The sequence below is a fragment of the Ruegeria sp. CF1 genome, from assembly GCF_056537445.1.
The window spans coordinates 51,294-75,556 of record NZ_JBQFRN010000003.1; the positions used below are offsets into that span (position 1 = coordinate 51,294).

Consider the following 24,263-nt stretch of genomic DNA (forward strand, 5'->3'; position numbering starts at 1 on the left):
GGGCCTCAACTGAAGCGCTTTTGCAAGGCCGTATTCAGTGCCTCTGACAATAAAACCAAAACGATGATTGCCAACGTCACGGTCGCAGCCTTTTCATAATGAAACGACCGTACGTAGGTTTGTACATACAACCCGATGCCACCGGCACCGACAATGCCCAGTATCAGGCTTTCGCGCAGATTTAGCTCAAACCGAAATACGGTATCGCGCATGATCACAGGCGCCATCTGCGGCCAGATTGCCCAACGCAACTGTTGAATTCTGTTGGCCCCTGCGCTTTCAAGCGCCGCCACAGGAGCGGTGGCAACATTGTCGATGGCTTCTGCATAGAACTTTGCCAACATGCCGGTCGCGTGAAATGTGATTGCCAGTATACCGGGAAGCGGGCCCAACCCAACAGCGCCCACCATTAGCATAGCGACCAGGATCAGTGGGATCGACCGGATAACCGCAAGCAAGGCACGGACGGGACGCCAGATCGCTGTTGGTACCATAGTTTCAGAAGCCAAAACGGCCAGTCCCGCCGACAGGATCACGGCAAACAATGTTCCCAGAATGGCGATCCTCAGAGTCTCCGCCAGCCCGGTCAGAACCTCGCGCCAAACGGACAGGTCAGGTGGGATCATGCGCCCCAAAAACTCTACCAGACGGGGTCCCGCGCCTGGCAGCTTGCCCAATCCCATATCCCCGCTGGTCAGCGACCACAGGATCGCCAGTACCAGTATGATCCAAATGACGGATCGACCCATCAACTGACTACCCGCAGCCCCGATGTGACACCGGCACCGTGATACAGTTCATCGATGTCCCCGCTGGTCAACTGAGCCGACGGTTTGTCGAACAATACCACGCCATCTCGCAGGCCTATGATGCGCTCAGCAAAGCGGCGTGACAGGTCGGGCTGATGCGAGCTGAAAATGACGCCGATTTCGCGACTACGTGCAGAGCTGGTGATCAAGCTCAGAATGCGTTCGGCGTGAGCAGGGTCCAAATTGCTGACGGGCTCATCCGCAAGGATCAACTCGGGTTCTTGTGCCAGACATCTGGCAATCGCAACGCGCTGCCGTTGTCCACCCGACAACTGATCGGCACGGCGGCTTGCCAGATCGGACAGCCCCGTATCCTGAAGCGCTCGTGTCACGCACATATGGTCCTCTTCCCGAAACCGACCCCAGAGTGAGGACCAGATATTCATCCGGCCCATCCGACCGTTCATCACATTCTGATAAACACTCTGCCGATCAACCAATGCGAATTCCTGGAAGACAAAGCCAGTATTGGCACGGTCCTCGCGGGATGGAATCCCAGTTGCCAAAAGTGGCTTGCCCAGCACCTGTGCCTCGCCCTGCCATCCACTCAAACGACCATCCAACAACGCCAGCAACGTTGATTTGCCCGCACCCGAAGGACCGAGTAGCGCGACGCTTTCACCGGGCTGCACCGACAGCGAAACATCTGAAAGAGCTGCCGCACTGGCAAAGTGCTGCGATACCGCGTTGAGTGAAACTATAGGGTTCATTTCAGAAACCCATAGCGCCGCGCAGTCTCGCGCACGCCTTCGTAAACCGAAGGATCAGCAGGAAGATACCCGTCCGGGCCATAGAGGTAAGCCAGCAGGTGACGGTTCTCACTCTCGTTGAGGCGCAGCATGGTTTTAATGAACTTCGCCTGCAGCCCGGCGTCCAGATCAGGGCGGGCAATGATTGCGTGGCTGGGAATTTGTTCTGATTCCGCCAGCACCTTGACCTCGGCCTGCTGATCCGGAGTCAGATAGAGATCTGCATACTGGCTCGCGCCCGCAGCATCGACCAGCCCATTGGCCATGGCCTGCATCGCTTGCTGATATCCGCCAGCAAAGAATTTTTGCCCGAAAAAGCTGTCGGCATCGCCCGTGCCCGAGAACAGCCCGGCGCGCACAAACAGATCAAGGGGATAGATGTAACCGGATTCCGAGACCGGATCGGAAAAGGCGATGTCACGTCCCCGGAGATCTGCCAGCGTTTCGATTCCGCTGTCACGCCGCACGAAGACCCGGCCCGAATAGCTGGGTTGCCCGCGATAAACCTCGGACAATAGCGGTACGGCGCCGATCTGGTCTTCGGCCAACACAAAGGGCAACGCTCCCATGAACGAGATATCGGCATCACCGTTGCGCAGCGCCTCAACGGCAGCAGCGTGGTCGAACGTGACAAACCCCGTGACCGGGACGCCCATCTGCTCTGAAAGCCAGCCGGTGATGACGTTGATGTCACCCAACAGCTTTTCGGGGTTCTCCTGCGGGATGAAGGCCAGCTTCAGCCCCCGGTCAGTTGCAGCCATTACGGGCAGGGCTGCAGATGCGGCTGCAGCGACCAGAAAATTGCGGCGCGACAACATCAGAACATCCTCTCGTCAATTTCGGCCTGCATGGCCTTGAACAGTTCCCACTGGCGGGTGGCTTCGGTCCAGTTACCTTCGGCGCTGGCATCGCCAACCGCTCGCAGGATCGCGGCGAATTCGTAGATTTCGGGCTTGGCGTTCTGATTGACCATGACACTGGCATCCGCGGCCAGATCAGGAGCTACTGTGTCGATCAGAACCGCTATGTTTTCGGCATCCTGCATCGGCAGCAGGGTATCGAGCGTGCTGGCGAATGTTGTCAGCTCCTCCCAGGACAAGCGGAATACGCTGTTGCGACCCTCGAATACTTGATAGGGGTCTTCACCGTCTCCGACAGCTTCGACATAGGCCGTCAGATCTGCGCGCTGTGCTTCGTCCAACCCCAAATTTTTGGTGTCATTGAACCAGTCAACAACGCTGGCCAGCGTCGGCAGCGATCCGTCATGCATGTAAGGTGCAGTGAAATTGACGTTGCGCAGTGTCGGGGTTTCGAACGCGGTAGCCGTGCCGCCGGGGAATGGTGGTTCCGCGCTGCCGATGTCGTAGGTCAGACCATCGCGGAACTGACGGTCAGGCGTGTGACACGAAGCGCAGGATTTGTCACCAAGTCCGGCAAATTTGGTGTTGAACAGCACCTCCCCGCGCTTGGCGGCATCTGACGCCAGATCGGTCAGTTTGCCGGACCGGTCGATCTTTGGGTTGGGAAGAAAGTCGAACTGTTTGACATAGGCTTCCAGCGCATCCAGTTGGAACGGTGTTGGTTCCTTTCCGGCGAATTCAGTCACAATCACATTTCGGATGAAGCGACGTAGGCTGGGTTCGCGCCCGTCGCGGCCATAAGGTGCGGTAAAGCGGATGCCACGCATAGAAGGCGTGTCCAAGTGATCATCGGTCCGGTCATTGAACATTGGATTGAAGAACGAACCGTCCACATCCATCCCACCCGGATGGGATGACAGGCCCGGTATGAAGAAATCCCGGTTCACGTCGGAGCGGTTGTGGCAGGTCGAGCAGGCGATGCCTAACTCGCGCGCCGGGCCGCCGAAGATTTCAGGGCTGTCGAACAGCATATCGCCATAGGCCACCAGCGGTAGATTGGCTTCATCCTCACCCGCCTCTTCAAACTGAAGAACCAGCCGCGGCAGCTGCGCCTGATCTCCGATGTTCGACCCTGGCGGCAGCGTGGCGGGCATGGTGATTTGTTCGCCGGAAAGCACAACTGTTTCAGGCAGCGGTGTTAACTTGTCGCGTTGGGCATACTCGGATGGCAGATAGTTGGCACGAATATAGGCAGCGACAATGGCCTGAGCTTCCGCAAATTGGTCGGCATCCACCGTTTGTGCACCATTGCCCAGTACTCCTGCGCTGCCAAGGGTAGAGTTCAGAACCAGCCATGCCCGGCCCAGATCGCGAGCCGCCGACGCATCCGCAGCCTTGATACCATCTTCGAATGCGCGGAACAGAGCTGCCGCTTGTGCAACCTCGCGTGCCGCTTCAGGCTGACCCAACGCGGTCTTTGCGACATCCAGATGGCGCAGGATTCCCTCAGCAATGGCAATTGTGCTTGCTTCGAACAGCGCCTGGAGATCTTCGGCTTGCATAGCTTGGTTGATCGCAAGCGCCTCTTTGTCGGAAACGCGTGACAATGGAGCGACCTGAATGTCACTGACAGGTGCGGGCGAGGTCCAACTCCTCTCAATTTCATCCCAGGGAACCGGGGTTAGATTTCCCATGAACAAGGTCAGTCGATACGCGGCAGCGCGCGGAGCCCAAGGAGATTCTTCAATCGCCGTGGCATCGGCGATCACTGGCAATGCGCAAAGAAGTGTGGACGCTATTAGATATTTCATAGCTCTGTCTATTAAAATTAGCCTTGTCTAATTTATTGATGAAGGCATGCTCATTGTCAAGTTCGGCTTTCAGGTGCATACACTAGTGACTGGATTAACGACCTAATCGTGAGCCGATGACTGAAACGACACCGCAAGATTCAGATCGTAGTATTGATACCCAGGCGAGTGGATTTGAGGCTGTGCGACAGGCCCACCAAAGCGAAATGGTTGAAGACTACGTTGAACTTATTGCAGAGTTGATCCATCAGAATGGCTCGGCGCGCCCGGTCGAAATAGCAGAGCGGTTGGGCGTAACCCAACCTACGGTTTCGAAGAATTTGGCCCGTTTGAAACGAGAAGGTTTCATAGAACAAATTCCCTACCGCTCACTTCAACTGACCGATGCCGGGCGTCAATTGGCGGAAGCTTGTAGAAGGCGTCACCGGATTGTCGTGGAGTTCCTGATCGCCTTGGGCGTTTCACCGGAAGTCGCAGAGCATGATGCTGAAGGCATTGAGCATCATGTAAGCGAAGAAACTCTTGCAGTTTTTAAAGGATTCGTTGGGCGGACTGAGGAAACAAAGTAGAAGCTGGAAACTTCAATTTTACTGGCGAAATTTGGTATATCTAATTTCAAATAGACAGAGATTGTCTTAAGCTAAAGCTAGATAGTGACACTATCTGAGGGTGTGTGGCCCGGCGCGAAACAACGTGGTACCAGAAGATTGATACAGATGCCGACGCAGAGAACGCAAAGTAAATGAACCCTCAAAAAACAAGAAGCCAATTCGGTAGTCGATCTGGCCCAATTAAGAATCGGCGTTAAGATTTCCAGCGACAAAAAGCCCGACTACAGCAACTACCCTCAAACTGAACAGACGAACAAATTCTGTCGCAAACTCCATCCCCACCTGTCAGATCGAACGCAGTTCTGCTAACGTGGGCTGGAATATGACAGCAGCAGGCCGTGACGATCTCAATTAAGGGTGCGCATTTTTCGAAAGACGTGATTTTGCACGCGGTTTTCTTCTACCTACGCTGCGGTGTTTCATACCGTGACCTGGAGGAAATCATTGCGGAACGCGGCGTTAATCTGGATCTTGCAACACTGAACCGCTGGTTCAGTCAATATGCTGGTCTCATTTCGGACACAGCGCGTTATAGAAAGCATCCGTCGACGTTTGTGGCGAATGGATGAAACATATGTGCGGGCCAAAGGGAAATGGATATATCTTTATCGAGCGATCGATAAACACGGCAAGACCCTTGATTTCATGCTGTCCGAGCACCGGAACAAAGCTGCTGCGACGAGGTTTTTTGCCCGCGCACTTGAGGTGAACGGTCCACCGCGCAAGATCGTTATCGACAGTAGTTTTACCAACATGGCCGGCATCAAGGCAGTTAGTAATATACTCAAGAGCTTCAGTTGTCCAATCCCGATTGAGATGGTCAAGCGCAAATACCTCAATACCATCATTGAACAAGATCACCACTTCATCAAACGAAGGATCAGATTCATGCTGGGCTTCAAATCTTTCGCTTCGGCAGCATCTGCCTTGGCAGGTATAGAATTGGTCAAAATGATCCGCAAAGCTCAATTCACGCCCGGACTCTGTCCATTTCAGCAATTTATCCAGCTGGCGGGATAACCCGGGACCAAGCGCCACGTGGGTCTTACCGGTGTCGCTGGCGCCGAGAGCGATGACGTTCTCGCAGCGGTCGATCCATTCGCAGAGCGCCAGTTCCAGCACCTGCATCTTGTTGAGGCTCGGGATCGCGGAGAAGTCAAAGCTGTCGAGACTATTGGTCGCTGGGAACCGAGCCGCCTTGATCCGGCACTCAATCATCCGCCTTTCCCGGTCAAATAGTTCGAGCTCGATCAGCCGGGCCAGGAACTGAACATAGTCGCGGCCCTCGGAGGAACACTGCCGAGCCCGTTTGTCGTATTCCCGCAGGATGGTCGGCAGCTTCAGTTTTTTTAGTTGATGGTTCAGCAGGACCTGTGGCGTCTCCGTCATGTCGAAGCAACTGTTGTCAGGCACATGTAGCTGGCCAGAGATGTCGTCGCCACCTTGGCCTGCGGCAGGTACGGATAGACATTCAGATCGAGCCTCGGCGGCCGCCGCTCCACTTGACACAGCACCGGTTGTTTCACGGCATCAAACTGATCACCCCATCTGGATAGCCGTATTCACTGCAGCATGAATCTCCTCCATTTCGAAGCTTTCGAGCAGCCGTAGGACCTGCACGTATTCGCGCCTTCCGGCTTTCAGCATGCGTGTCTCCATAATCTTATTGAGAGCATCGAACCTTGGGAAGCTCCCATCCGGCTAGCGGAGCTGCCTGTTCGAAAACGGTTATGTTCTTCTCGATCAGCGGCAAGTAATGAACCGGATCGAAGACCATGTCCTCACGGTCGTAACTGCGAATTTGTCGCGCGATGACCTCACCACCACATCCGATCACCACCCGGTCAACATAGCCACGGATCCAGACATCTCTATGCCCGTAGGCGCCGGAAAGTAATAATCATTGGTTTTGTAACGTACCAACGCGAGCGAATTGACCCGGCCTGTTGCCTAGTTACAGGCTTCGAAGGGCGTGGTCGTTAAGGCAGCCATCACGTCCAGGTCATGCTGAAGCCGCTCGCCAATCGTCGCGGTATGCCCGCGCTTCTTATCCGCCTGTCGTTTTGGCACTGCCTCTCAAGCCTGTCGTTGAAGGCATCCCAGGTTGGAAAGTTCGGGATCGGCACCATGAAATTGCGCCGGGAATAACCACCAGCCCTTCGACGGATCCCTTGTCGTTGCCCGTACCAGGACGCCCCGTTGCGGACCTGGATCACGTAGTGGGACAGCATTTCGCTTAACAGCCGCGCACGCCTGCGAGTTCCGTCGGGCTCGATCTTTGCTACAAGGCACCGGTCGTTATCGTAAAGGATCGACCGCGGAACGGCCCCGAAGAACCTAAAGGCACGGACGTGCCCGTCCATCCAGGCCTCGGCAGCCGCCGCAGGATAGGCGCGGATGTAGCAGGCATCGCTTTACGGCAGATCCAAGGCAATGAAGTGAGCCTTCTGCTCAATGCCACCGATCACCACCATTGCTTCGCCGAAATTGGCCTTAGCATAGCCGGATGCATGGTCAAGCGGTAAGAACATCTCGCGATGCTGTCGACCATGCTCCCGAACATAGTCCTTGATGATGGTGTAACCACCCTCGAAACCATGCTCATCCCGCTACTGCTCGAAGATCCGCTTGACCATATGCCGCTGTTTGCGCGGTCGCTGCCGATCCTCCGACAACCATTGATATTGGAAAATGCGCGCCTTTCAAAGTGATCGTCACAGTTTGCTCCTGTCACGTCCCAGCCCGCGTTAACAGGACTGCGTTCGATCTGACAAGTGGGAGCAGAGTTTACGACAGAACCACCGCCTGTTCAGCCCAGGAAACTTGCGAAGAAGAATGCCGCCGAAATCACATTCTCTTACTGCATGAAACTGCAGACCGACAGAATTAATAATAGTAGTTATTAGTACATTTTGCGCACTACTCACACACGATGCTCTCTATTGTCGATCATTCAACCGATCGCCGCGCTTTCTCTGGCAAGCCACGGCACGTTCATACCAATCATTGATAGGTACTCACCGCCACACCGTTGTATGCTCAAGTGCTATGAATATGTTACCGCACGCCAAGATAGTTCTCCTGATGAAAAGCAGCGGCGGTGCGCACGAAGATTGAGGCCGTGGCGTGGTCCCTGCCCTATCCCATAGACTGTGCATCAGTTCCGCCGTGACAAACTAAATAATTTGCAGATCACCTGCCCCAGTTTAACATCAATGCGGCGCGACGCCTTATATTAATTAACTGGACTTGATGTCATCGCCTCTGCTCGGAATGCAGCCGTCCGAAGCACAAAACAAGCGTTTGAGTCCGGGTGGTACGATCAAATGGTTCAGATGACCTCGTGAGGTTCTGACTCAAACAGCTGTCCAGTTTGTGCAAAAAAACGGCGCTGAAATTAACCAGCGCCGCGCTTCGGATCTATCTCGCTAAGCCCGTCTTACCCGTGGGTAAGATCGTCTTCTTCTCGCAGATCCTCGATCAAAGTGGCCACAGCACGTTCTAATTTAGCCCTATCGACACGGGTAAAGTCGAGATCATAGCGAAGTTCGATCCTTCCGCTGGATGCAGAACATTTTGCAATCCCTGCCCTGCTCCTTACCTGAAACGTTGTCTTCGCGCGGCGTGGTTTATCTACGGCTTCAGCCTTTGGCTTAGCGGCGGTCGCATTTTCGATTGTGAGAAAATCGCGAAGAATGGCCACTTCGCGCACGCTGTTGCGATTTGGTTCACTCACCAAAGCCGTACTGACTTGTCGGATCAATCCAGGATCAGAGTCGAGCTTTCGTTTGAGTTCAACACCCACATTCCGTGGAATGTCGTTTGGGTGCATAAGAACCTTTTCCAACATGGCCAGCAAACTCGCAAATGCCCGTATATAGCTGCGCTTGGTATAGCTTGCAGATTTGAACAAGGTTGAAACCGCTTTGTCGACATCCGGACAATCATTGGAAGGGTCTTCCGCATAGGCACGCGCAAGCGCGCCCATTTCCGCAAACGAGATATCCTTTCGGATCAGGTTTTCATCGACCATGCGACGATAGCTATCATCCAGCTCTGCAACGTCAGAAACACCGGCCGGAATCGTCGCAAATCGCGCGTCGCCAGTTTCCTCAAGTAATGCGCGAAATGCCGATAATCTGCGCATTCCTTGAATTAACTCAAAGCGTCCATCGTTGCGACGCTCGACCCGGATCGGGTTCGAAAGACCCACATCCTGAATAGAAGCCTTCAACTCATCCAACTCAGGATCAGGGCCAGGCTTGCGGTCGCGCGTCAGGCGCTCGGTAACAACATCCGCCAATGCGATCTGTTCAGTAACATACCCTTCTGAACGTAGTCGCACAAGCTCGTGCGCTAACCTGTCATTTTCGACTCTGATTGCATCTTCGGTAGTTTGCTGGTCGCGTAGCGCATTAGCGTTCTCGGAGATTGCAGTAGCCATTGGTCCGCGCCTTTTCTCAAGCGCTTTATCCGGAACCTTGCCAACCGGGATTTCTTCCATCGCTGGCATATCGATATCGAACATTCTGCGTTTTCGGCTCATACGTCATCCTCCAGCTTGTCCCAGGCCGATAGCATGACGCCCCGGAATTCATCATAAACATTATCAAATGTCGAACGCGCGCGACGCCAGGTTTCCCTCGTCATCTCACGGTAATCCATCTCATAAACTGAACTCAGGAACCGACCAGATTGCTCGACCGCACGCGTCATCTCGACCGGGTGCTCGGCGAGGTGCTCACCAAAGACTTTGCGGAATGCGTCATACATCGCTGTGTGCAGTGCGTTCCCCGGTTCGTAGCGCGTAAGCAAAAACCGAATTTCGCAGAATGTCTTGGGTAAACCAATCTTACCCGTGGGTAAGGTCTTGTCGAAACCATAGGCCAGATCTTCGAGGGCTTCAGCCAACTGTCCAATGAATGAGGTGGTTGAATCGTATTCCCAGTATCCGGGCCCCGACGGGATATACAACATGTCTGCTGCGAACACCGCATTCATGGATTGGTATCCTATCGCAGGCGGGCAATCGAACAGGATCAGGTCATAAGCATCATTCGGTATTTGATCCAGATAGCGGGACACAGCAGCAAAAAAAGACCACTCAGGATTCAGGTGCCGATATTGTGCTGATGCGAATTCGACGAAAGCAGCGTTGGCGCAAGAAGGGATCGCATCAATCGTTGACCATGAGGTCTGCTTGATAAAATCAGAAATGCGCAGTTCGCCGAGGCCCATATCCGTTATAGAAGGTGGTAATTCTCGGCGGGGCAGGGCAGTTCCTGACTCCGCAGCCGCAGGGCGGTTATTCATGCGCTCGGTTTCACGGATCAGATCCCGCGCCATGATACCCCAGACGGTGAAATCTTCAGCGACATCGGTTAGACCCATCGAATGGCTGAGCGTCGCCTGAGGGTCAAAATCCACCACTAATACTCGGTAGCCGTCCAGAGCAGCGGCGTGCGCAAGATGCAACGCCACTGTCGACTTGCCAGCCCCCCCTTTGAAATTGGCAACAGCGGCCCGAACCGCCCGCTTGCCCGCAGGGCGTGGGGGAGTGAGCGCTTTGCGATTAACCTTAAGCCGCCGCCTGAGCTCATTTACCTCTTCCAGACTAAACCAACGCTGCCGCCCATCAGGCTCGACCTCGCCTCCCGGCAATGAAGGATCGGCGGCCAGCTTTCCTCGGAAAGTCGATTGGTTCACCTTAAAGATCAGCTCGGACACCTCCCAGCTTGAGAACCGCCTTAGCGTCTTCTCCATCTCAGGGCTGAAAGTCTGCTGGCGAATCCAGCCCTGCAATTTCAGGGACTGGGTGCGCAATGCATTCAGGTCTTCGTGCGTGTACATGCCTCAGTTCTCATTCTTCTGGACGTTATTTTTCTCTCTTTTGTTATTTACGCCCGATTTGCATATTTGGCAAAAGAAATTATTGTAAGGTTGTGATGTTACCCACGGGTAAGAAAATATGGCCGTATGTAATGCTGACCGATTCGGAACGCTGCTGCTCTCTGCAATCGTCCTGACTTCAGATATCCTACCAGATTTAGGGGGTCACAAATGAAGTAAATACGGCATATAGGGGGACATTATTGCTCCAAAAGGGGACACCCAGTATGTCCCCCATCACCATAGATTCACCTACTTCTTTTATTTTTTGATAGCGAATAGCACCTGTCAAATAGCGTGATCTCAACGAACTCTTGACAGAATCGAAGTATTGGACGCTAATCAGTGAACAATCACGAAAAGCGTTGGGAAACGGCGCGATTACGGCGGGATCAACCCGCATGAGGCAAAAAAGAGCGGTGAGGAAACGGATGCAGGTTGCGAAACCGGTCGGGCGAAATGCGCCTGCACTGAAGTACGATATCTTGTCGGCGCTCGCCGTTCACGCCTTATCAGGTGACAAACATCGTCATCGCAGTGTTCTTCGCATCATGACGTTAATTACCACGCGCTATAACTGGCGCTCCAATGAACTGTCGATTGGCCGGGAAGAGATCGCTCGGTTGTGGTCCGTGAACGAACGCACAGTTAAACGTGAGATGGCTAAGCTGCGCAGCGCAGGCTGGATTGCGGTCAAACGACCCGCCGCTCGGGGTCGGGTTGCGGTTTATGAACTCGACCTCAAGCAGATCATGCTGGACACAATGGAAGCCTGGCCCGTGATCGGAACGGATTTCCAGGAACGAATGCAGCAGAAGCCAGAGCGCGATACCAATGTTGTGCCATTTCAGTCAAAGCCATCGATCCCGCCGCCGCAGGGTGAAGACGTTTGGGCACAGGTTCAATCGATCCTACATGAGCGTGACCCAGAACTTTGGTCCAGTTGGTTCAAGCATCTGAACGAAGCCGAAAGGGCAGGGGGCCTGGCGACTCTGATTGCACCAACGCGTTTTATGGCGGATTACATTGCACAGAAATGGTCGGGGAGGGTTTTGGCCGCTTATTCACGTGTAGACCCTTCGGTTCGAACAATTCGCATTGAAGCGGCAGAATAGGGCGCGGGCTTGCTCAACTGGCAACAGGCGACTATCTAGCGGAAACTGTTTATGAGCGCGTCAGATGTGACATAGCTCGATCCTGATCACAGTGGACATGTGCATTGCAAAAGATCAAATCAAAATTTGCGGCCGTATTGAGTGATTCCGTCCTGTGGCGACTGCTCTCCGAAAATATGCGCGAGCAAGCGGTCCCTTATACAATCGCGATCATCGCGATGGTATTTGTTGCGGCAACCACTGCAGGTATCGCCTTTATCATGCGTGATGTGGTGGATTCGCTGTTTGACAGTGAAAACTCAGCCAAGATTTTCGGCGTTTCGATGGCTGTATTCTCGATCTTCCTGGTCAAAGGGATTGCGACTTACGTCCAGATTGTGGCTCTGACCCGTGCCGGTAACCGGATCGTCTCGAAACAGCAGATCAAGCTTTACGACAAACTTTTGCGGCAAGGGGTGTCATTCTTCAATTTGACCGAAAGCTCGGATCTGTTGTTGAAGGTGACACAAACCGCCCAGGCTGCGCGCACGGTGATCGAGATCATGGTGACCACGGCGGTGCGCGATATGCTTACATTGATTGGTCTTTTGGCCGTGATGTTCTACCAGCAACCGATCTTGTCTTTGTTTACGCTTATCGTCGGCCCTTTGGCGATCTTGGGTGTTCGCATGCTGCTTCGCAAAGTGCGAGAGATTGCGGATATGGAGCTGCAATCGATGGGCGCGATCATGAAGGTCATTCAAGAAACCTCGGCTGGTATACGTGTGGTCAAGTCCTTCGGATTGGAAGAGCGCATGGCCCTCGAAATGAATTCGGCGGTGAAAAGCGTTGAGAAGCGCCGCAACAAGCTTGCGCGTTTGCAAGCTGCGACGAGCCCGCTGACGGATATCCTGGCCGGGTTTGCAATTGCCTCGGTCATCGGGTTGAGCGCTGGTAAGCTGTTTGGCGCTGCAGCGTCCACTCCGGGTGAACTGATGTCGTTCGTGACCGCTGTGATGATGGCCTATGAGCCCGCGAAGCGCCTGACGAAGGTGCGGGTGAAGATGGAGCTGGGTCTGCGCCGGGTGCAGATGTTGTTCAATATGTTGGACGAGCCTGAAACTCTGCCGGAAGAGGCCAATCCCAAAAGCCTGCCTGATGGTCCGCGAGAGGTGGTGTTCGACGCCGTCACTTTCGGCTACCGTCGTCGCGATCCGATCCTGAAAGGGCTTTCGTTGACGTTCGAAGCTGGCAAGACCACCGCTCTGGTTGGTCTGTCCGGCGGCGGCAAGTCGACCATTTTGAATTTGGCCCTGCGCCTTTATGACCCGAGCAGTGGTTCGGTATCGATCGATGGTCAGGATATCAAGTACGCCTCGTTCAAATCACTGCGCCAGAACATGTCGTTCGTCGGGCAAGAGACGTTTCTGTTTTCGGCCTCAATCGCCGACAACATCCGTTTTGGCCGTGAGGGTGCCTCGCAAGACGACGTGATCGAGGCTGCCAAGGCCGCGAATGCCTATGACTTCATCATGTCGCTTGAGAAAGGCTTTGACACTCTGGTTGGTGAAAATGGTGCCTTCCTGTCCGGTGGTCAAAAACAGCGCCTTGCGATCGCGCGCGCGCTTCTGCGCGACAGCCCGATCCTGCTGCTGGACGAACCAACTAGTGCGCTGGACTCGCGGTCGGAACATCTGGTTCAGGAAGCCTTGGGCCGCCTGACCGAAGGGCGTACGACAATCATCGTGGCTCACAGGCTTTCAACCATCATGCATGCGGACAAGATCGTGGTGATTGAGGCTGGTGAAGTTCTTGAGCAGGGCAGCGCCCAACAGTTGCTGAAGAAACCGGGGCCATTCAAAACCCTGTATGACCATCAGTACTCGAACGCCGTCAATGCCGAATGATCCCGACGTGATCCAACGGCCTGACATTACACCGGCGCGTTCGTCCCTGAGCGCGTCAGTGATCATCCCGACCTATCAAAGCTGGGACCAATTGCAGCTTTGTCTGGATGGGCTCGCCTCTCAGACACTGAACACAAACCAGTTCGAGATACTTGCAGTCAACAATGACCCGACCGACCCCATGCCCAACGGGTTTCGCCTGCCCGCCAACGCCCGCATTCTAAGTGAGGCAAAACCCGGCTCATACGCAGCGCGCAACCGAGGAATCGAAGAAGCCGCCTCGGAGCTGCTGTTTTTCACCGACTCCGATTGTCAGCCTGACCCGCTCTATCTAGAGGCCGGGTTGAAAATAGCCGAAGACCACCCCGAGGTTAATCGCTTTGGCGGCAATGTTGTGCTGATCCCGAACGGGCAGGATTGGAAGACGACCGAACTCTATGATGTTCATTTGGGGTTAGAGCAAAAAAAATGGGTGGAACGGGGGCGCGCGGTTACGGCCAATCTGATCGTACGGCGGGAGCTTATGGATCGCATCGGTCGGTTCAACGACACGGTGTTGTCCGGCGGGGACATGGAATGGAATGATCGTGCTCAATCTGCGGGCGAAGCGATTGTGTTTGCCGAAGACGCCATCGTTCGTCATCCGGCGCGCGACAGTCTTGAGGATCACATCACCAAAGCCCGTCGTATTGAGGGGGCTAGGCTACGCCGCAATGCCAAGCGCGGCATCGTAAATTACATCCCGCCTGTGCAGAAATTGATCCCTTCCTTCAAGACGTTAACAAATCTTCTGAGGAATCAGGATCTGTCAACCAAACAGGCTTTTGGTGTGTGGGGCGTTCACTATGTGATCCGCGTTGCAAAAATTACGGAAACCATTCGGCTTCTCTGGCTGCGGAGGCCTGACCAGCGGAAGTAGTGGCCACTGGCAATGATAAACCACTTTCAGACCATGACGCTACGCGGTCTGGTTCGGCTTAATTCAAGTTGATCCTTACCGTAGGACTCTTGGACAAGTGACTGCGGCACACTCTGTGTTCGCCGCTCGACCAACTAGCTTTGTTTAACATTGCGCTCTGGAAATCAATGTACTCTAGCTTTGAGCTTTTTCATCACAGCTGGTGGCACGATTAAAGTCGATCTCCGCGTTCGCGTATACTTATGGTCAGTACTTTGTTCATATCCGATCACGCTGATCCAGGTACCGATTGCACAGGGCGTTGACCGTTGTGTGCAGGATGATGGTAAGTACCGCCAACACGATCAGAGCGGCGAACATCAGGTCCGTTTTGGCACGTCCATTGACCAGCAACATCAGATATCCCAGCCCACGCGACGCTCCGACCCATTCACCAATGACGGCACCGATGGGAGCATAGACAGCAGCCAGACGCAGGCCGCTGGCAAATCCGGGCAGAGCAGATGGAATACGGATGTGCCACATTACTCGGGCGGGCGACGCCCCCATGACCCGAGCCAGATCCAGCCAGTCGCGATTACTGCGCATCAGTGCATCAAAGAAAGACGAAGTGACCGGGAAATAAATGATCAGCAGAGCCATAGCGATCTTAGCCTCGAGCCCGAAGCCAAGCCACAGGGTCAGAATCGGTGCGAGGGCAAAGACGGGGATGGTCTGGGAAAACACCAAAATCGGTCGCACCAGCGCGCGTGCTAGCGGTGAGGCGGCAAGGCCGATGGCCGACAGCCCGCCCAGCACTGCGCCAAGGGCCAGCCCGATCAGCACTTCGGTCGCGGTGACCAGCCCATGCTCCAGCAGAAGGTTGCGGCTGTTCCAAATGGTTTCGGAAACCAGCGCTGGCGGAGGCAAGATAAAACGCGGCAAGCCGGTGGCCCAGACCACCAGTTGCCAAAGCGACACTGCCACTGCGACTGCAGCGATTCCTGCGGACCAACCTGTCATCGGGCAACCGGGAATCCTGCCCATGCGGCATCGAAAAAGGCGCGCTCTAGGGCCACGGCTTTTTCGAAGGTGGCGGCAACCTCGGTTTGCGCCTGGTCCGAAAGGGTCGGCCAGATCGCATCCAATTGCTCACGCAGATAGGCCACCACACTTTCGAACCCGTCGCCGGAGTGCAGGGTGATCCATTCACCCAGCCAGAACGGCAGATTATCGGCGCGGTTTTCGACCGGGCTAGCCCAATCCAGATAGACCCATTCCGCGACCACCAACACCGCCAGCATCCGCTCATAACGCCCTGATGCACGAGCCTCGTCCATCAGGGCTTGAAACGCCAGTGTTTCGGGTGCGGCTTCGCTTGCCTGCGGCACATCCAGCGCGCTGAATGCACGCAAAAAATAGGTGTTCTCCGGCCCGCAGATCTGACCTAGAAACTGTGCGCCCGGCACAGCATCGGCGAGGTTGGGTGCATGCGCCACTGCTGAGGCCAGCAGCCGCACAAAGCCTTCCACGAAAAGGTAATCCTGCTGTAAATAGCCAGCCATTTTGTCGTGATCGAGCATTCCGGTTGCCAGCGCATTGGTAAAGTCATGTGTCGTGGCCGCTGTCCAGTTGTCCTGGTTCAGCGCCCTGAGAGTTTCGCTTGCGCTCATCTGTTCGTCCTGAGTTGTTGAAGCAGCGCGGCCTGGATGCCCAGCACACCCGGATCATCAACAGGGCGCGGGATGCTGCCCATTGGAGTTTCGACCGGGTGCAGCCCGTCGCGCGTCATGATCATGATGTTCTGCCCCAGCCGCGCCACTTCGGCCGGGTCATGGGTGATAAGCAGCACCGTACGTCCCTTCAGCAGATGTGCGGTGAGGTCCTGCATATGCACCCGAGTCAGGGCATCAAGGGCTGAAAATGGTTCGTCCAGCAACACAATGGGGCGGTCTTCCATCAGGGTTCGGGCCAAGGCCACGCGCTGTCTTTGCCCACCGGAGAGCTTTCCCGGTTTCTTGCCCAGATGTGTGCCTAGCCCAACTTGCTCCAGTACCTGCTCGGCCCGGCCCCGATCGAATTTCTCGCCGCGCAATCGTGCCCCTATTGCCACATTGTCGAGCGCTGATAGCCAAGGCAGCAACAAATCACTCTGCGCCATTAAGGCCACCCGCCCGGCCAGCGCGCCACCGTCCGAGGCCCAGATTTCACCGTCCAAAGAAACATGGTCTCCCAGTCCGGCCAGCAGCTTGAGCACTGTGGATTTGCCCACACCACTGGCCCCCAGAAGACAGGTCCACCGCCCTGCATCAAGTCGCAGATCAATGCCGCGCGCGATGGATGTGTCGCCAATCGACAGTGATCCGCGCAGATATAGGGCGGGGGCCGGGCTCATGGCTGCGATGCCATGCCCCAAAAGCCGACCTCAAGCTCGGTCGCCTTGTGGAAGCGGTCGCAAAGATTTGCCCAACGTGGGCAGTTTTGCGGGTCATCCCCGATGCGCCGCGCTACCACGCCATCGATCAGCGCGCCAACATCGCAGCAGACCTGTTGGTAATCTTCCCCGCCATAAGTGTTGATCCAATCGGCATAGGTTTCCGACGTCTTTGTCGCCGAAAGCTCCGCCCCGATCACACCATAGCCCATGACGCAGGGGGCCAGTGTGGCCAGCAGATCAAGCATATCCCCTGAATGCCCGGCATCCAGCACATAGCGTGTATAGGCAAGATTAGCCTGACGCTCTTGCGTTGCAATAAGTTCTTCCTCGGAAATCCCAGCCTTGGCACAGATGCCGATATGCAGGGCAAGCTCGCCATTGATCAGTGCATTCACGGTCCCCGCGGCGAGGCGCATATCCGCGACGGTCTCGGCCTTGGTCACCACCAGCGCCCAAGCGCGGGCGAAATGGATCAGAAAGACATAATCCTGCTTGAGATAGTGCAGAAACGCTGCGCGCGGGAGGGTTCCATCACCCATGCCCCGCACGAATGCGTGGCGGGTATAGGCAGGCCAGGTTTCCCCGGCCGCCGCTCGCCACGCCTCAAATGAGGTACCGTAGTTCATTGTGCCCCCAGATCGACCGCGATTTTCGATACTGGGCGGGTGCCCTCGACCAGGCCGCTTCTGGCCAGAAATTCCTCGAAGCGGATATAGCGGCCTTCGTCCAGCGCCTCAGGACGCAAGGCAAAGCGGGGTAGGGTGTCGACCCAGGCCTTTGCATTCAGCTCGTCGTCCAGCTCTTCCGCGTAGCTTTTGAAAACCTCCCAGCTTTCATCCGGGTTGTTGACGATGTATTGCGTGGCCAGCTCGGTGGCGCGCAGGAAGCGGCGCACCTTGTCCTTGTCCATCAGCTCGGGGTTGGCGACATAGATCAGCTCGTCATATGTCGGCACGCCTTCTTCTTCGACATAGAAGCATCGGCCTTCGATGCCTTCGATTTCCATCTGGTTCAGCTCAAAATTGCGATAGGCACCGATCACCGCATCGACCTGTCCGGACATGACCGACGGGCTGAGCGAGAAGTTGACGTTGATCATTTCGATCTCGTTCAGCGCGACACCGTGCTTGCCCAGCATGGCACTCAGCACCGCTTCTTCTACGCCGGCAACTGAGAACCCGATCTTGCCGCCCTTTAGCTGGCTGATTTCCTGGATTGGGCCGTCCTTCAGCGTCAAAAGGCAGCTGAGTGGTGTCGCCACTAACGTGCCGACACGCATCAGCGGCAGACCTTCGGCTACCTGTAGGTGCTGGTTTGGTTGGTAGCTCACGGCGATGTCACCCTGCCCAGCGGCCACCAGTTTCGGTGGGGCCGAGGGATCAGCAGGCGGCACAATCTCGACCTCAAGATTCTGGTCTGCGAAATAACCCTTTTGCTGCGCCACGATGATCGGACCGTGATCAGGGTTCACGAACCAATCCAGCAGCAGAGTCATCTTGTCTTGTGCCAGCGCCGGTGTAGCCATCAGCATCGCCGCTACGGTCAGAAAATGTTTCAATTCGGTTTCCTCGTTTCAGTTGTTGTCACCTAGGGCCAGAAGTTTGATTTCGGGCCCGTTTTTCGTGGAAATCCGCATCGCCGCCTGCCAGGCCCGAAGACCGGAACGGCAGGCAAGGATGAGGCGTCTGTTGTTTTGCAAAAGGGGGTCACGCGGATCGATTTCATCGACACTGAGGCGCTGAGCCCCGGCCAGCTCCGGGCCAGTTTCATCTGCGGCGCGTAGGTCGATTACCAGATCGTCGGCCCGAAGCATCTCTTGCGCTATGAAGTCCGGCTCTGGTGCGGGATCCGGCGCGCCGTCAAAGCGAAAACCGCCAAAGCGCATGCTGGTGGCCTCATAGGTCACCAGACGCCCCATTGGCGTAAGGTCCCCGCTCAGCACCGCAACCGCGATCTGCGCTTGCAGACTGCCGATCATACCCACCGTCGGGCCAAGCACGCCATCGGCGTCACAGGAACCCAGCCTTGCAGGCAGATCCGGGAACAGCGCGCGCAGACCCGGAGCCTTGTGGCAGAAGCCCCCGACATAGCCCTCCGAGCCCACCACGCTGGCGCTGATCAGCGGCAAATCGGCATCAAGGCAAACATCCGAGGCCACATAGCTGGCGGCAAAACTGTCGGCACAATCCAGCACCAGATTGATGCCCTGACAAAGTTGCGAGGCATTGGCCGGATCAAAGCGGGTTTCGACCGGTTCGATCCGCACCTCATCATTCAGCGCCATCATTTCACGTGCTGCCACCTGCACTTTGGATTGCCCTATGTCGCGTTCACGGAACAGCGTTTGGCGGTGCAGGTTCGACAGGCTGATCTTGTCAGCATCAACCAAACGGATACGTCCCACACCGGCCCCGACCAGATATTGCAGCACTGGTGCGGCAAGCCCTCCTGCGCCAATCACCAGTACATGCGCGGTGCGCAGGTTTTCCTGCCCCGACGCGCCAAAGCCAAGTACAGCAATCTGGCGTGCATAGCGGCTCATAGGCAGATCCTTAGCCATTCGCGTACACGGGCTTCTGGGTCGTCCTTCAAGGTGATGTCGGTCACGGCGGACACGATGTCGGCCCCGGCGGCGAACGCACCCTGCGCGCGCTCGACCGACATGCCACCTATCGCCACAAGCGGAATAGGTCCGATCCGCGCCTTCCAGTCGGTCAGCTTTTCGACACCCTGCTGGTGCCATTTCATCTTTTTAAGAATGGTCGGATGAACGGGCCCGAGTGCCACATAGTCAGGCCGCAAAGCCAGCGCACGCTTAAGCTCTGCTTCGTCATGGGTTGAGACTCCAAGTTTCAATCCAGCAGCTCGGATCGCGTCAAGGTCAGCGGTATCCAGATCTTCCTGCCCTAGGTGCACCCAGTCGCAGTCTAGCTCAATCGCCAGTTCCCAATAGTCATTGACCACCAACAGAGCGCCGTGGTCGCGGCACAAATCCCGCGCCTCCGCCAACTGCGCGCGCACCGCATCCAGGGGATGTTCCTTGATGCGCAGCTGCACCAACCGCACCCCGAGCGGCAGCATTCGGCGCAGCCATGAGATGTCATCGAAGATCGGGTAGAGCGACGGCAAGATCACAACATGGCCTTTCCAAAAACAGGGGTCGAGGGCGCGGCCATGTCGCGTGGTTCCATCGCATCGGCACCGAATGCCAAAGCCCCCGCTTCGACCGCGCGCGCAAACGCTTCGGCCATCGCCGCCGGATCACCTGCCTTAGCGACCGCCGTGTTCAGCAGCACCGCGTCATAGCCGATTTCGATGGCCTGTGCCGCCTGCGACGGCAGACCCAGCCCTGCATCGACCACCAGAGGCACCTCGGGGAAATGAGCCCGGACCGAGCGCAGGCCGTAGAGATTATTCAGCCCCAATCCGGTGCCGATCGGCGCACCCCAGGGCATCAGTACCCGGCAGCCTGCCTCGATCAGTTTCTCGCACAGCACCAGATCTTCGGTGCAATAGGGGAAGACGTCGAACCCATCGTCGGCAAGGATGCGCGCCGCCTCCACAAGGCCGAACGGGTCGGGCTGCAGAGTGTCGGCATGGCCGATCACCTCAAGCTTGATCCAGTTGGTCTCGAAAAGTTCGCGCGCCATCTGCGCCGTAGTGACCGCTTCGCGTACTGAGTAGCACCCGGCGGTATTGGGCAACACCTCGACACCCAAATCACGGATCAGAGACCAGAAATCCTGCCCGGCCCTTTCACCACCCGCCTCGCGACGCAGCGACACCGTGGCAATGCCTGCGCCCGAACGTCGAAACGCATCGGCGAGCACTGCGGGCGACGGATACTGCGCGGTGCCCAACATCAGGCGCGACGCTATTTCCTTGCCGTAGAATTCCGGCATGTCAGCCCCCCTGCCGCGGCGAAACCAGCTCGATCCGGTCCCCATCGGAAAGCATGTGCGCCGCACGTGTTGATGCCGGAACGAACACCTCGTTCACCGCCGTGGCCAGTTTGTCGTTGCCTTTGCCAAGTTCGATCAGAAGATCGGCAAGGCTGGGGCCCTTGGCCTCGGTGACCTCACCATTCACCATCAGTTTCATGTGGTTCTCCCCAGCGTTTCATACGCGCTTTTCGTGCCTTAGCAGTTCTCGTACCAAAGCGCGGGCTGCGTGCCGCAGGTCACCAGATCTGCCACCATCCCCGCCAACGCCGGAGCAAGCAGATAGCCATGCCGGAACAGCCCGTTCACCATGATGCGATCTTCGAAATGGCGGATGCGCGGCTGATTGTCCGCAAAGGCCGGGCGGGCATCGACGCCAATTTCCAGCAGCTCGGCCTCACCAAATGCCGGGTGCAGCGCATAGGCCGCATTCATTAGTTCCATCACGGATCGCAGGCTTGCGCGGGTGCGCTGCCCACTTTCGATCTGGGTTGCGCCCAACATGAATACGCCATCGCCGCGCGGTACAATGTAGAGCGGGAAACGAGGATGCAGCAGCCGCACGGGACGCGACAGCGACACATCCGGGCAGCGCACGATGAGCATCTCACCCTTTACCCCGCGCAAATCGCTCAGCCGATCCTGCGCGGCCAGACCACGGCAGTCGATGACCTGACCCAGCGTTTCGCTTGTGGTCAGAAACTCAACGCCCGAGGCCACCAGCTGCGCATGCAACCCGGTCAACATCGGGCGGGGATTGAGATGCGCTTCACTCGCGATGAACAACGCCTTGCCGAATTGCTCGGCCAGATGTGGCTCATGGAGGGCGATGCCCTCACGGTCCAGCCATTCCACGCCTTCGGCGCGCCGTGCAAACGTCGTCAGCTCGCTCTGATCCCGGCCCAGAGCGACAACCATGGTACCGTTCCGGTTCACATCCTGACCGAACTGCGCCCCCTGCTTTTGCCACCAATCCGCTGCTTTACGCCCGTGTTCCACAACGGGCTGTTCGGCGACTGCGCCCTCGCATTCTGGTGCCAACATGCCACCGGCCCACCAGCTGCAGGAATGCGTATTCACGGGACCTGCCGGGTCAATCATCCGTACGGAAACACCGCGTGACACCAGCTCGGCTGCAACGCAAAGCCCGGCAACCCCTGCACCCAGTATGGTGACAGCGCTCATGCCCACATCTCGTGAAAATGATGCACCGGGCCGTGGCCTTGTCCAATCTCCAACCCGTCGGCACGTTTTATTGCAGCGTGCAGCCAGCCATGCGCCCGCCGCACCGCAGTCTCAAGATCCATGCCCCGCGCAAGGCAGCCCGCAATTGCTGCGGAATAACTGCAGCCAGTACCATGCGTGTTGCGGGTCGCGATCCGCGGTGCCCCCAGCGTGACAACGAACCCTGACTTTGCCAGCACATCAAGGCACTCAATGCCATCGGCATGGCCGCCCTTGATTAGAACCGCCTTAGGACCTAGCGCTAGCAACGGCGCAACCAGTCCGGCACTGTCGCCCTTATGGGTTTGTCCCAGCAGCTTATCCGCCTCGGGCAGGTTCGGTGTCAGCAGGTCAGCGCGCGGCAGAAGATACCGCTTCAGCGCGGCAATCGCTTGATCTTCAAGCAGGGCGACCCCGGATTTCGCCACCATGACGGGGTCTAGGACGACAGGTCCGGAAAAACCTTCCGTTGCACGGGCCACTGTTTCAACCAATGATGGCGTGCCCAGCATTCCGATCTTGATGGCGTCTATGCGGATGTCGTCTAGGACCGCCTTGATCTGAGCCGCGACCACATTGTCGGGTACCGGATGTACTGCGGTCACGTCACAGGTATTCTGCGCGGTTATCGCGGTGACCACGCTGCAACCGAACACGCCCATTGCGCCGAATGATTTGAGATCCGCCTGAATTCCCGCGCCGCCCCCACTGTCGGAACCGGCAATCGTCAATGCAGTCGCAACCATGGCACATCCTTCGTTGTCATGGTCAGGATGTGCGTGGAAAGACCCAGAGCCTGCGTAGTGACACGAGTTGTGACACGGGGCGCCCGGTATGCCTGTTTCCTCCGCCGGTCCTAACCGGGTCAGGTTCAATGGGTTTGCATGTCTGCATCTCAGCCCCGAGGGGCACCCCAACAGATGGTTACCGATTATTGATGAGATCAGGTCTCGTCAACAGTTTTGTTGCACACCGTATGATGGGTGCGGCTTCGCTTTGAGCTTTGCAGTTAACTCGGGGTGTCGCCGGTGTCGCAAAATGGTGGTGTTTCCAGATGCTATGACCGGAAAACGGCACAATAAGACAGGGACATACAGCGCCGACATCGTGGTCGTTGACCCAGCCCCGCGATCCGAGATTGAAGGCAGAAACAGTTCTTTGAGGTCCTGTCACAAGTTCCCGTCCGCAGATGCACATAGTTGCAACGAATAAATTGCTATGGGCAAATTCAGGTCACAAGTCGGCTAAACGTTTCATTTCAGGGCGCTCAACTGCCTTGGCCAATTCGCATAGTTCGAAAATGCTCGTCTCAATGACGCGGTTCAGCCAAGATCTCGTGTGCAGGTCCAAACAACCCTCCAGGACAAATCGTCCAGCCGTAGAAAACCCGCGTTCGAAAGAATCCTTTTACAGGCCCGGACACCTTTGTGCCCATAAATGAGGCGATGGAATTCAATAACAATGGCTCGAATGCCCGACAGGTCCGCATTCCTCAAGAAATCCAGTTCCGCCCCCTCAATATCCATCACAAGAACCGTCGGAGCGAACTCTCGTTTCACCGCTTCGAAGTCCGCTTTAGCTACGCGCACTGATGTTGTTGATTCACCTTCATTATCAAAAACTGAAGACCCTAGATATGAAGCGTCAATATGAAACGGAATAGAGTCGGGATCCTTTGGATTGGCGCTTAGTATCGCATTCCGGACTTCGATCCGGTCTGAAAGCCCATTTAGGGCATGTAAACGACGGATGTGTGGAATTAGATTTGGATTGGCTTCAAAACTGAGAATAGCCTCTGGTTTGTTCTCGAGCGCGACAACACCACTCACGATACCCAGCCCGGCGCCCATTTCCAGAATACGATCCTCAGGTTGAACGACGCTCAAAGCGCCATCCATTTCCCAGCTTTCATAATTGTCCTGCTCGATCAGATTTATAATCGTTTCGTCCAGAAATGGCGATGAAGGTATCTTCAATCCACGGTACTGGATCGCAACATCAGGGTTCGTTTCGGTCATTCTTGCTCCATTCCA

At 56.2% G+C, this 24,263-nt stretch carries 22 protein-coding genes, 3 pseudogenes and 1 riboswitch; of the genes and pseudogenes, 5 read left to right on the top strand and 20 right to left on the bottom strand.

The annotated features are described in order from the left end of the window. Positions 1-5 precede the first annotated feature (5 nt). The 4 genes from phnE to ACRZ96_RS08025 are packed head-to-tail and all read right to left on the bottom strand — an operon-like array spanning position 6 to position 4,229. Positions 6-749, bottom strand: coding sequence for a phosphonate ABC transporter, permease protein PhnE (gene phnE, locus ACRZ96_RS08010; protein ID WP_480814385.1), 744 nt, complete (start codon positions 747-749; stop codon positions 6-8). Next, on the bottom strand, positions 749-1,519 hold the full coding sequence (locus ACRZ96_RS08015; RefSeq protein ID WP_480814386.1) for a phosphonate ABC transporter ATP-binding protein: 771 nt from the start codon (positions 1,517-1,519) through the stop codon (positions 749-751). The genes phnE and ACRZ96_RS08015 overlap by 1 nt, the downstream gene beginning before the upstream one ends. Then, positions 1,516-2,376: a phosphate/phosphite/phosphonate ABC transporter substrate-binding protein gene (locus ACRZ96_RS08020; RefSeq protein WP_480615653.1), complete on the bottom strand. Its 861-nt coding sequence runs from the start codon at positions 2,374-2,376 to the stop codon at positions 1,516-1,518. Before ACRZ96_RS08020 ends, ACRZ96_RS08015 begins: the two co-directional genes overlap by 4 nt. Next, entirely contained in the window at positions 2,376-4,229 is a 1,854-nt protein-coding gene (locus tag ACRZ96_RS08025; protein WP_480706358.1) for a cytochrome c peroxidase, read from the bottom strand. The genes ACRZ96_RS08020 and ACRZ96_RS08025 overlap by 1 nt, the downstream gene beginning before the upstream one ends. A 116-nt stretch (positions 4,230-4,345) precedes the next feature. Here ACRZ96_RS08025 and mntR point away from each other — a divergent pair, with 116 nt between their 5' ends. Next, the gene (gene mntR, locus ACRZ96_RS08030; protein ID WP_480706356.1) at positions 4,346-4,798 is read left to right on the top strand and encodes a manganese-binding transcriptional regulator MntR; all 453 of its coding nucleotides are present in this window, start codon (positions 4,346-4,348) and stop codon (positions 4,796-4,798) included. A gap of 380 nt (positions 4,799-5,178) precedes the next feature. Next, positions 5,179-5,860: pseudogene (locus tag ACRZ96_RS08035) on the top strand (IS6 family transposase). On the opposite strand, the pseudogene ACRZ96_RS08040 reads toward ACRZ96_RS08035, so the two are convergent. The 4 genes and pseudogenes from ACRZ96_RS08040 to ACRZ96_RS08055 all read right to left on the bottom strand — a co-directional run. Next, positions 5,855-6,229, bottom strand: a pseudogene (locus ACRZ96_RS08040) (ATP-binding protein); the annotation flags it as partial. The pseudogenes ACRZ96_RS08035 and ACRZ96_RS08040 sit on opposite strands and share 6 nt — an antisense overlap. Then, positions 6,226-7,518 (bottom strand): annotated as a pseudogene (gene istA, locus ACRZ96_RS08045) (IS21 family transposase); the annotation flags it as partial. The pseudogenes istA and ACRZ96_RS08040, both read right to left, overlap by 4 nt. A gap of 761 nt (positions 7,519-8,279) precedes the next feature. Then, positions 8,280-9,386, bottom strand: coding sequence for a ParB/RepB/Spo0J family partition protein (locus ACRZ96_RS08050; protein WP_480771819.1), 1,107 nt, complete (start codon positions 9,384-9,386; stop codon positions 8,280-8,282). Further along, positions 9,383-10,690: an AAA family ATPase gene (locus ACRZ96_RS08055; RefSeq protein WP_170423104.1), complete on the bottom strand. Its 1,308-nt coding sequence runs from the start codon at positions 10,688-10,690 to the stop codon at positions 9,383-9,385. The genes ACRZ96_RS08050 and ACRZ96_RS08055 overlap by 4 nt, the downstream gene beginning before the upstream one ends. 590 nt (positions 10,691-11,280) lie before the next feature. On the opposite strand from ACRZ96_RS08055, the gene ACRZ96_RS08060 reads away from it, so the two are divergent. From ACRZ96_RS08060 to ACRZ96_RS08070, 3 genes are all read left to right on the top strand, one after another. Continuing rightward, positions 11,281-11,844, top strand: a complete 564-nt coding sequence (locus ACRZ96_RS08060; protein WP_480459501.1) for a DnaA N-terminal domain-containing protein — start codon at positions 11,281-11,283, stop codon at positions 11,842-11,844. Between the two features lie 137 nt (positions 11,845-11,981). Then, on the top strand, positions 11,982-13,730 hold the full coding sequence (locus tag ACRZ96_RS08065) for an ABC transporter ATP-binding protein (RefSeq protein ID WP_480436466.1): 1,749 nt from the start codon (positions 11,982-11,984) through the stop codon (positions 13,728-13,730). Then, positions 13,720-14,649 carry a glycosyltransferase family 2 protein gene (locus ACRZ96_RS08070; protein ID WP_480706350.1) on the top strand — a complete coding sequence of 310 codons (930 nt, stop codon included), beginning with the start codon at positions 13,720-13,722 and terminating at the stop codon, positions 14,647-14,649. Before ACRZ96_RS08065 ends, ACRZ96_RS08070 begins: the two co-directional genes overlap by 11 nt. 258 nt (positions 14,650-14,907) lie before the next feature. Here ACRZ96_RS08070 and ACRZ96_RS08075 read toward each other — a convergent pair whose 3' ends face one another. From ACRZ96_RS08075 to ACRZ96_RS08130, 12 genes are all read right to left on the bottom strand, one after another. Continuing rightward, entirely contained in the window at positions 14,908-15,651 is a 744-nt protein-coding gene (locus tag ACRZ96_RS08075; RefSeq protein WP_480814387.1) for an ABC transporter permease, read from the bottom strand. Beyond that, complete coding sequence (locus ACRZ96_RS08080; RefSeq protein ID WP_480706346.1) at positions 15,648-16,301, bottom strand: TenA family protein; 654 nt, start codon at positions 16,299-16,301, stop codon at positions 15,648-15,650. Before ACRZ96_RS08080 ends, ACRZ96_RS08075 begins: the two co-directional genes overlap by 4 nt. Continuing rightward, complete coding sequence (locus tag ACRZ96_RS08085) at positions 16,298-17,023, bottom strand: ABC transporter ATP-binding protein (RefSeq protein ID WP_480706344.1); 726 nt, start codon at positions 17,021-17,023, stop codon at positions 16,298-16,300. Before ACRZ96_RS08085 ends, ACRZ96_RS08080 begins: the two co-directional genes overlap by 4 nt. After that, complete coding sequence (gene tenA / locus ACRZ96_RS08090; protein WP_480771818.1) at positions 17,020-17,691, bottom strand: thiaminase II; 672 nt, start codon at positions 17,689-17,691, stop codon at positions 17,020-17,022. The genes ACRZ96_RS08085 and tenA overlap by 4 nt, the downstream gene beginning before the upstream one ends. Continuing rightward, positions 17,688-18,596 (bottom strand): ABC transporter substrate-binding protein, encoded by a 909-nt coding sequence (locus ACRZ96_RS08095; protein WP_480706603.1) that lies wholly within the window; start codon positions 18,594-18,596, stop codon positions 17,688-17,690. The genes tenA and ACRZ96_RS08095 overlap by 4 nt, the downstream gene beginning before the upstream one ends. Before the next feature lie 42 nt (positions 18,597-18,638). After that, entirely contained in the window at positions 18,639-19,607 is a 969-nt protein-coding gene (locus ACRZ96_RS08100; protein WP_170395061.1) for a HesA/MoeB/ThiF family protein, read from the bottom strand. Continuing rightward, complete coding sequence (locus ACRZ96_RS08105) at positions 19,604-20,200, bottom strand: thiamine phosphate synthase (RefSeq protein ID WP_480814388.1); 597 nt, start codon at positions 20,198-20,200, stop codon at positions 19,604-19,606. The genes ACRZ96_RS08100 and ACRZ96_RS08105 overlap by 4 nt, the downstream gene beginning before the upstream one ends. Next, positions 20,197-20,967: a thiazole synthase gene (locus tag ACRZ96_RS08110; protein ID WP_170512106.1), complete on the bottom strand. Its 771-nt coding sequence runs from the start codon at positions 20,965-20,967 to the stop codon at positions 20,197-20,199. Before ACRZ96_RS08110 ends, ACRZ96_RS08105 begins: the two co-directional genes overlap by 4 nt. Before the next feature lies 1 nt (position 20,968). Beyond that, complete coding sequence (gene thiS, locus ACRZ96_RS08115; protein ID WP_170647007.1) at positions 20,969-21,166, bottom strand: sulfur carrier protein ThiS; 198 nt, start codon at positions 21,164-21,166, stop codon at positions 20,969-20,971. Positions 21,167-21,204: 38 nt separating this feature from the next. Next, positions 21,205-22,191: an FAD-dependent oxidoreductase gene (locus ACRZ96_RS08120; RefSeq protein ID WP_480814389.1), complete on the bottom strand. Its 987-nt coding sequence runs from the start codon at positions 22,189-22,191 to the stop codon at positions 21,205-21,207. After that, positions 22,188-22,976 (bottom strand): bifunctional hydroxymethylpyrimidine kinase/phosphomethylpyrimidine kinase, encoded by a 789-nt coding sequence (gene thiD, locus ACRZ96_RS08125; protein ID WP_170647005.1) that lies wholly within the window; start codon positions 22,974-22,976, stop codon positions 22,188-22,190. The genes ACRZ96_RS08120 and thiD overlap by 4 nt, the downstream gene beginning before the upstream one ends. Before the next feature lie 79 nt (positions 22,977-23,055). After that, positions 23,056-23,156, bottom strand: a riboswitch (TPP riboswitch). A 396-nt stretch (positions 23,157-23,552) separates the two neighbouring features. Then, positions 23,553-24,248 (bottom strand): FkbM family methyltransferase, encoded by a 696-nt coding sequence (locus ACRZ96_RS08130; RefSeq protein WP_170407497.1) that lies wholly within the window; start codon positions 24,246-24,248, stop codon positions 23,553-23,555. Positions 24,249-24,263 lie beyond the last annotated feature (15 nt).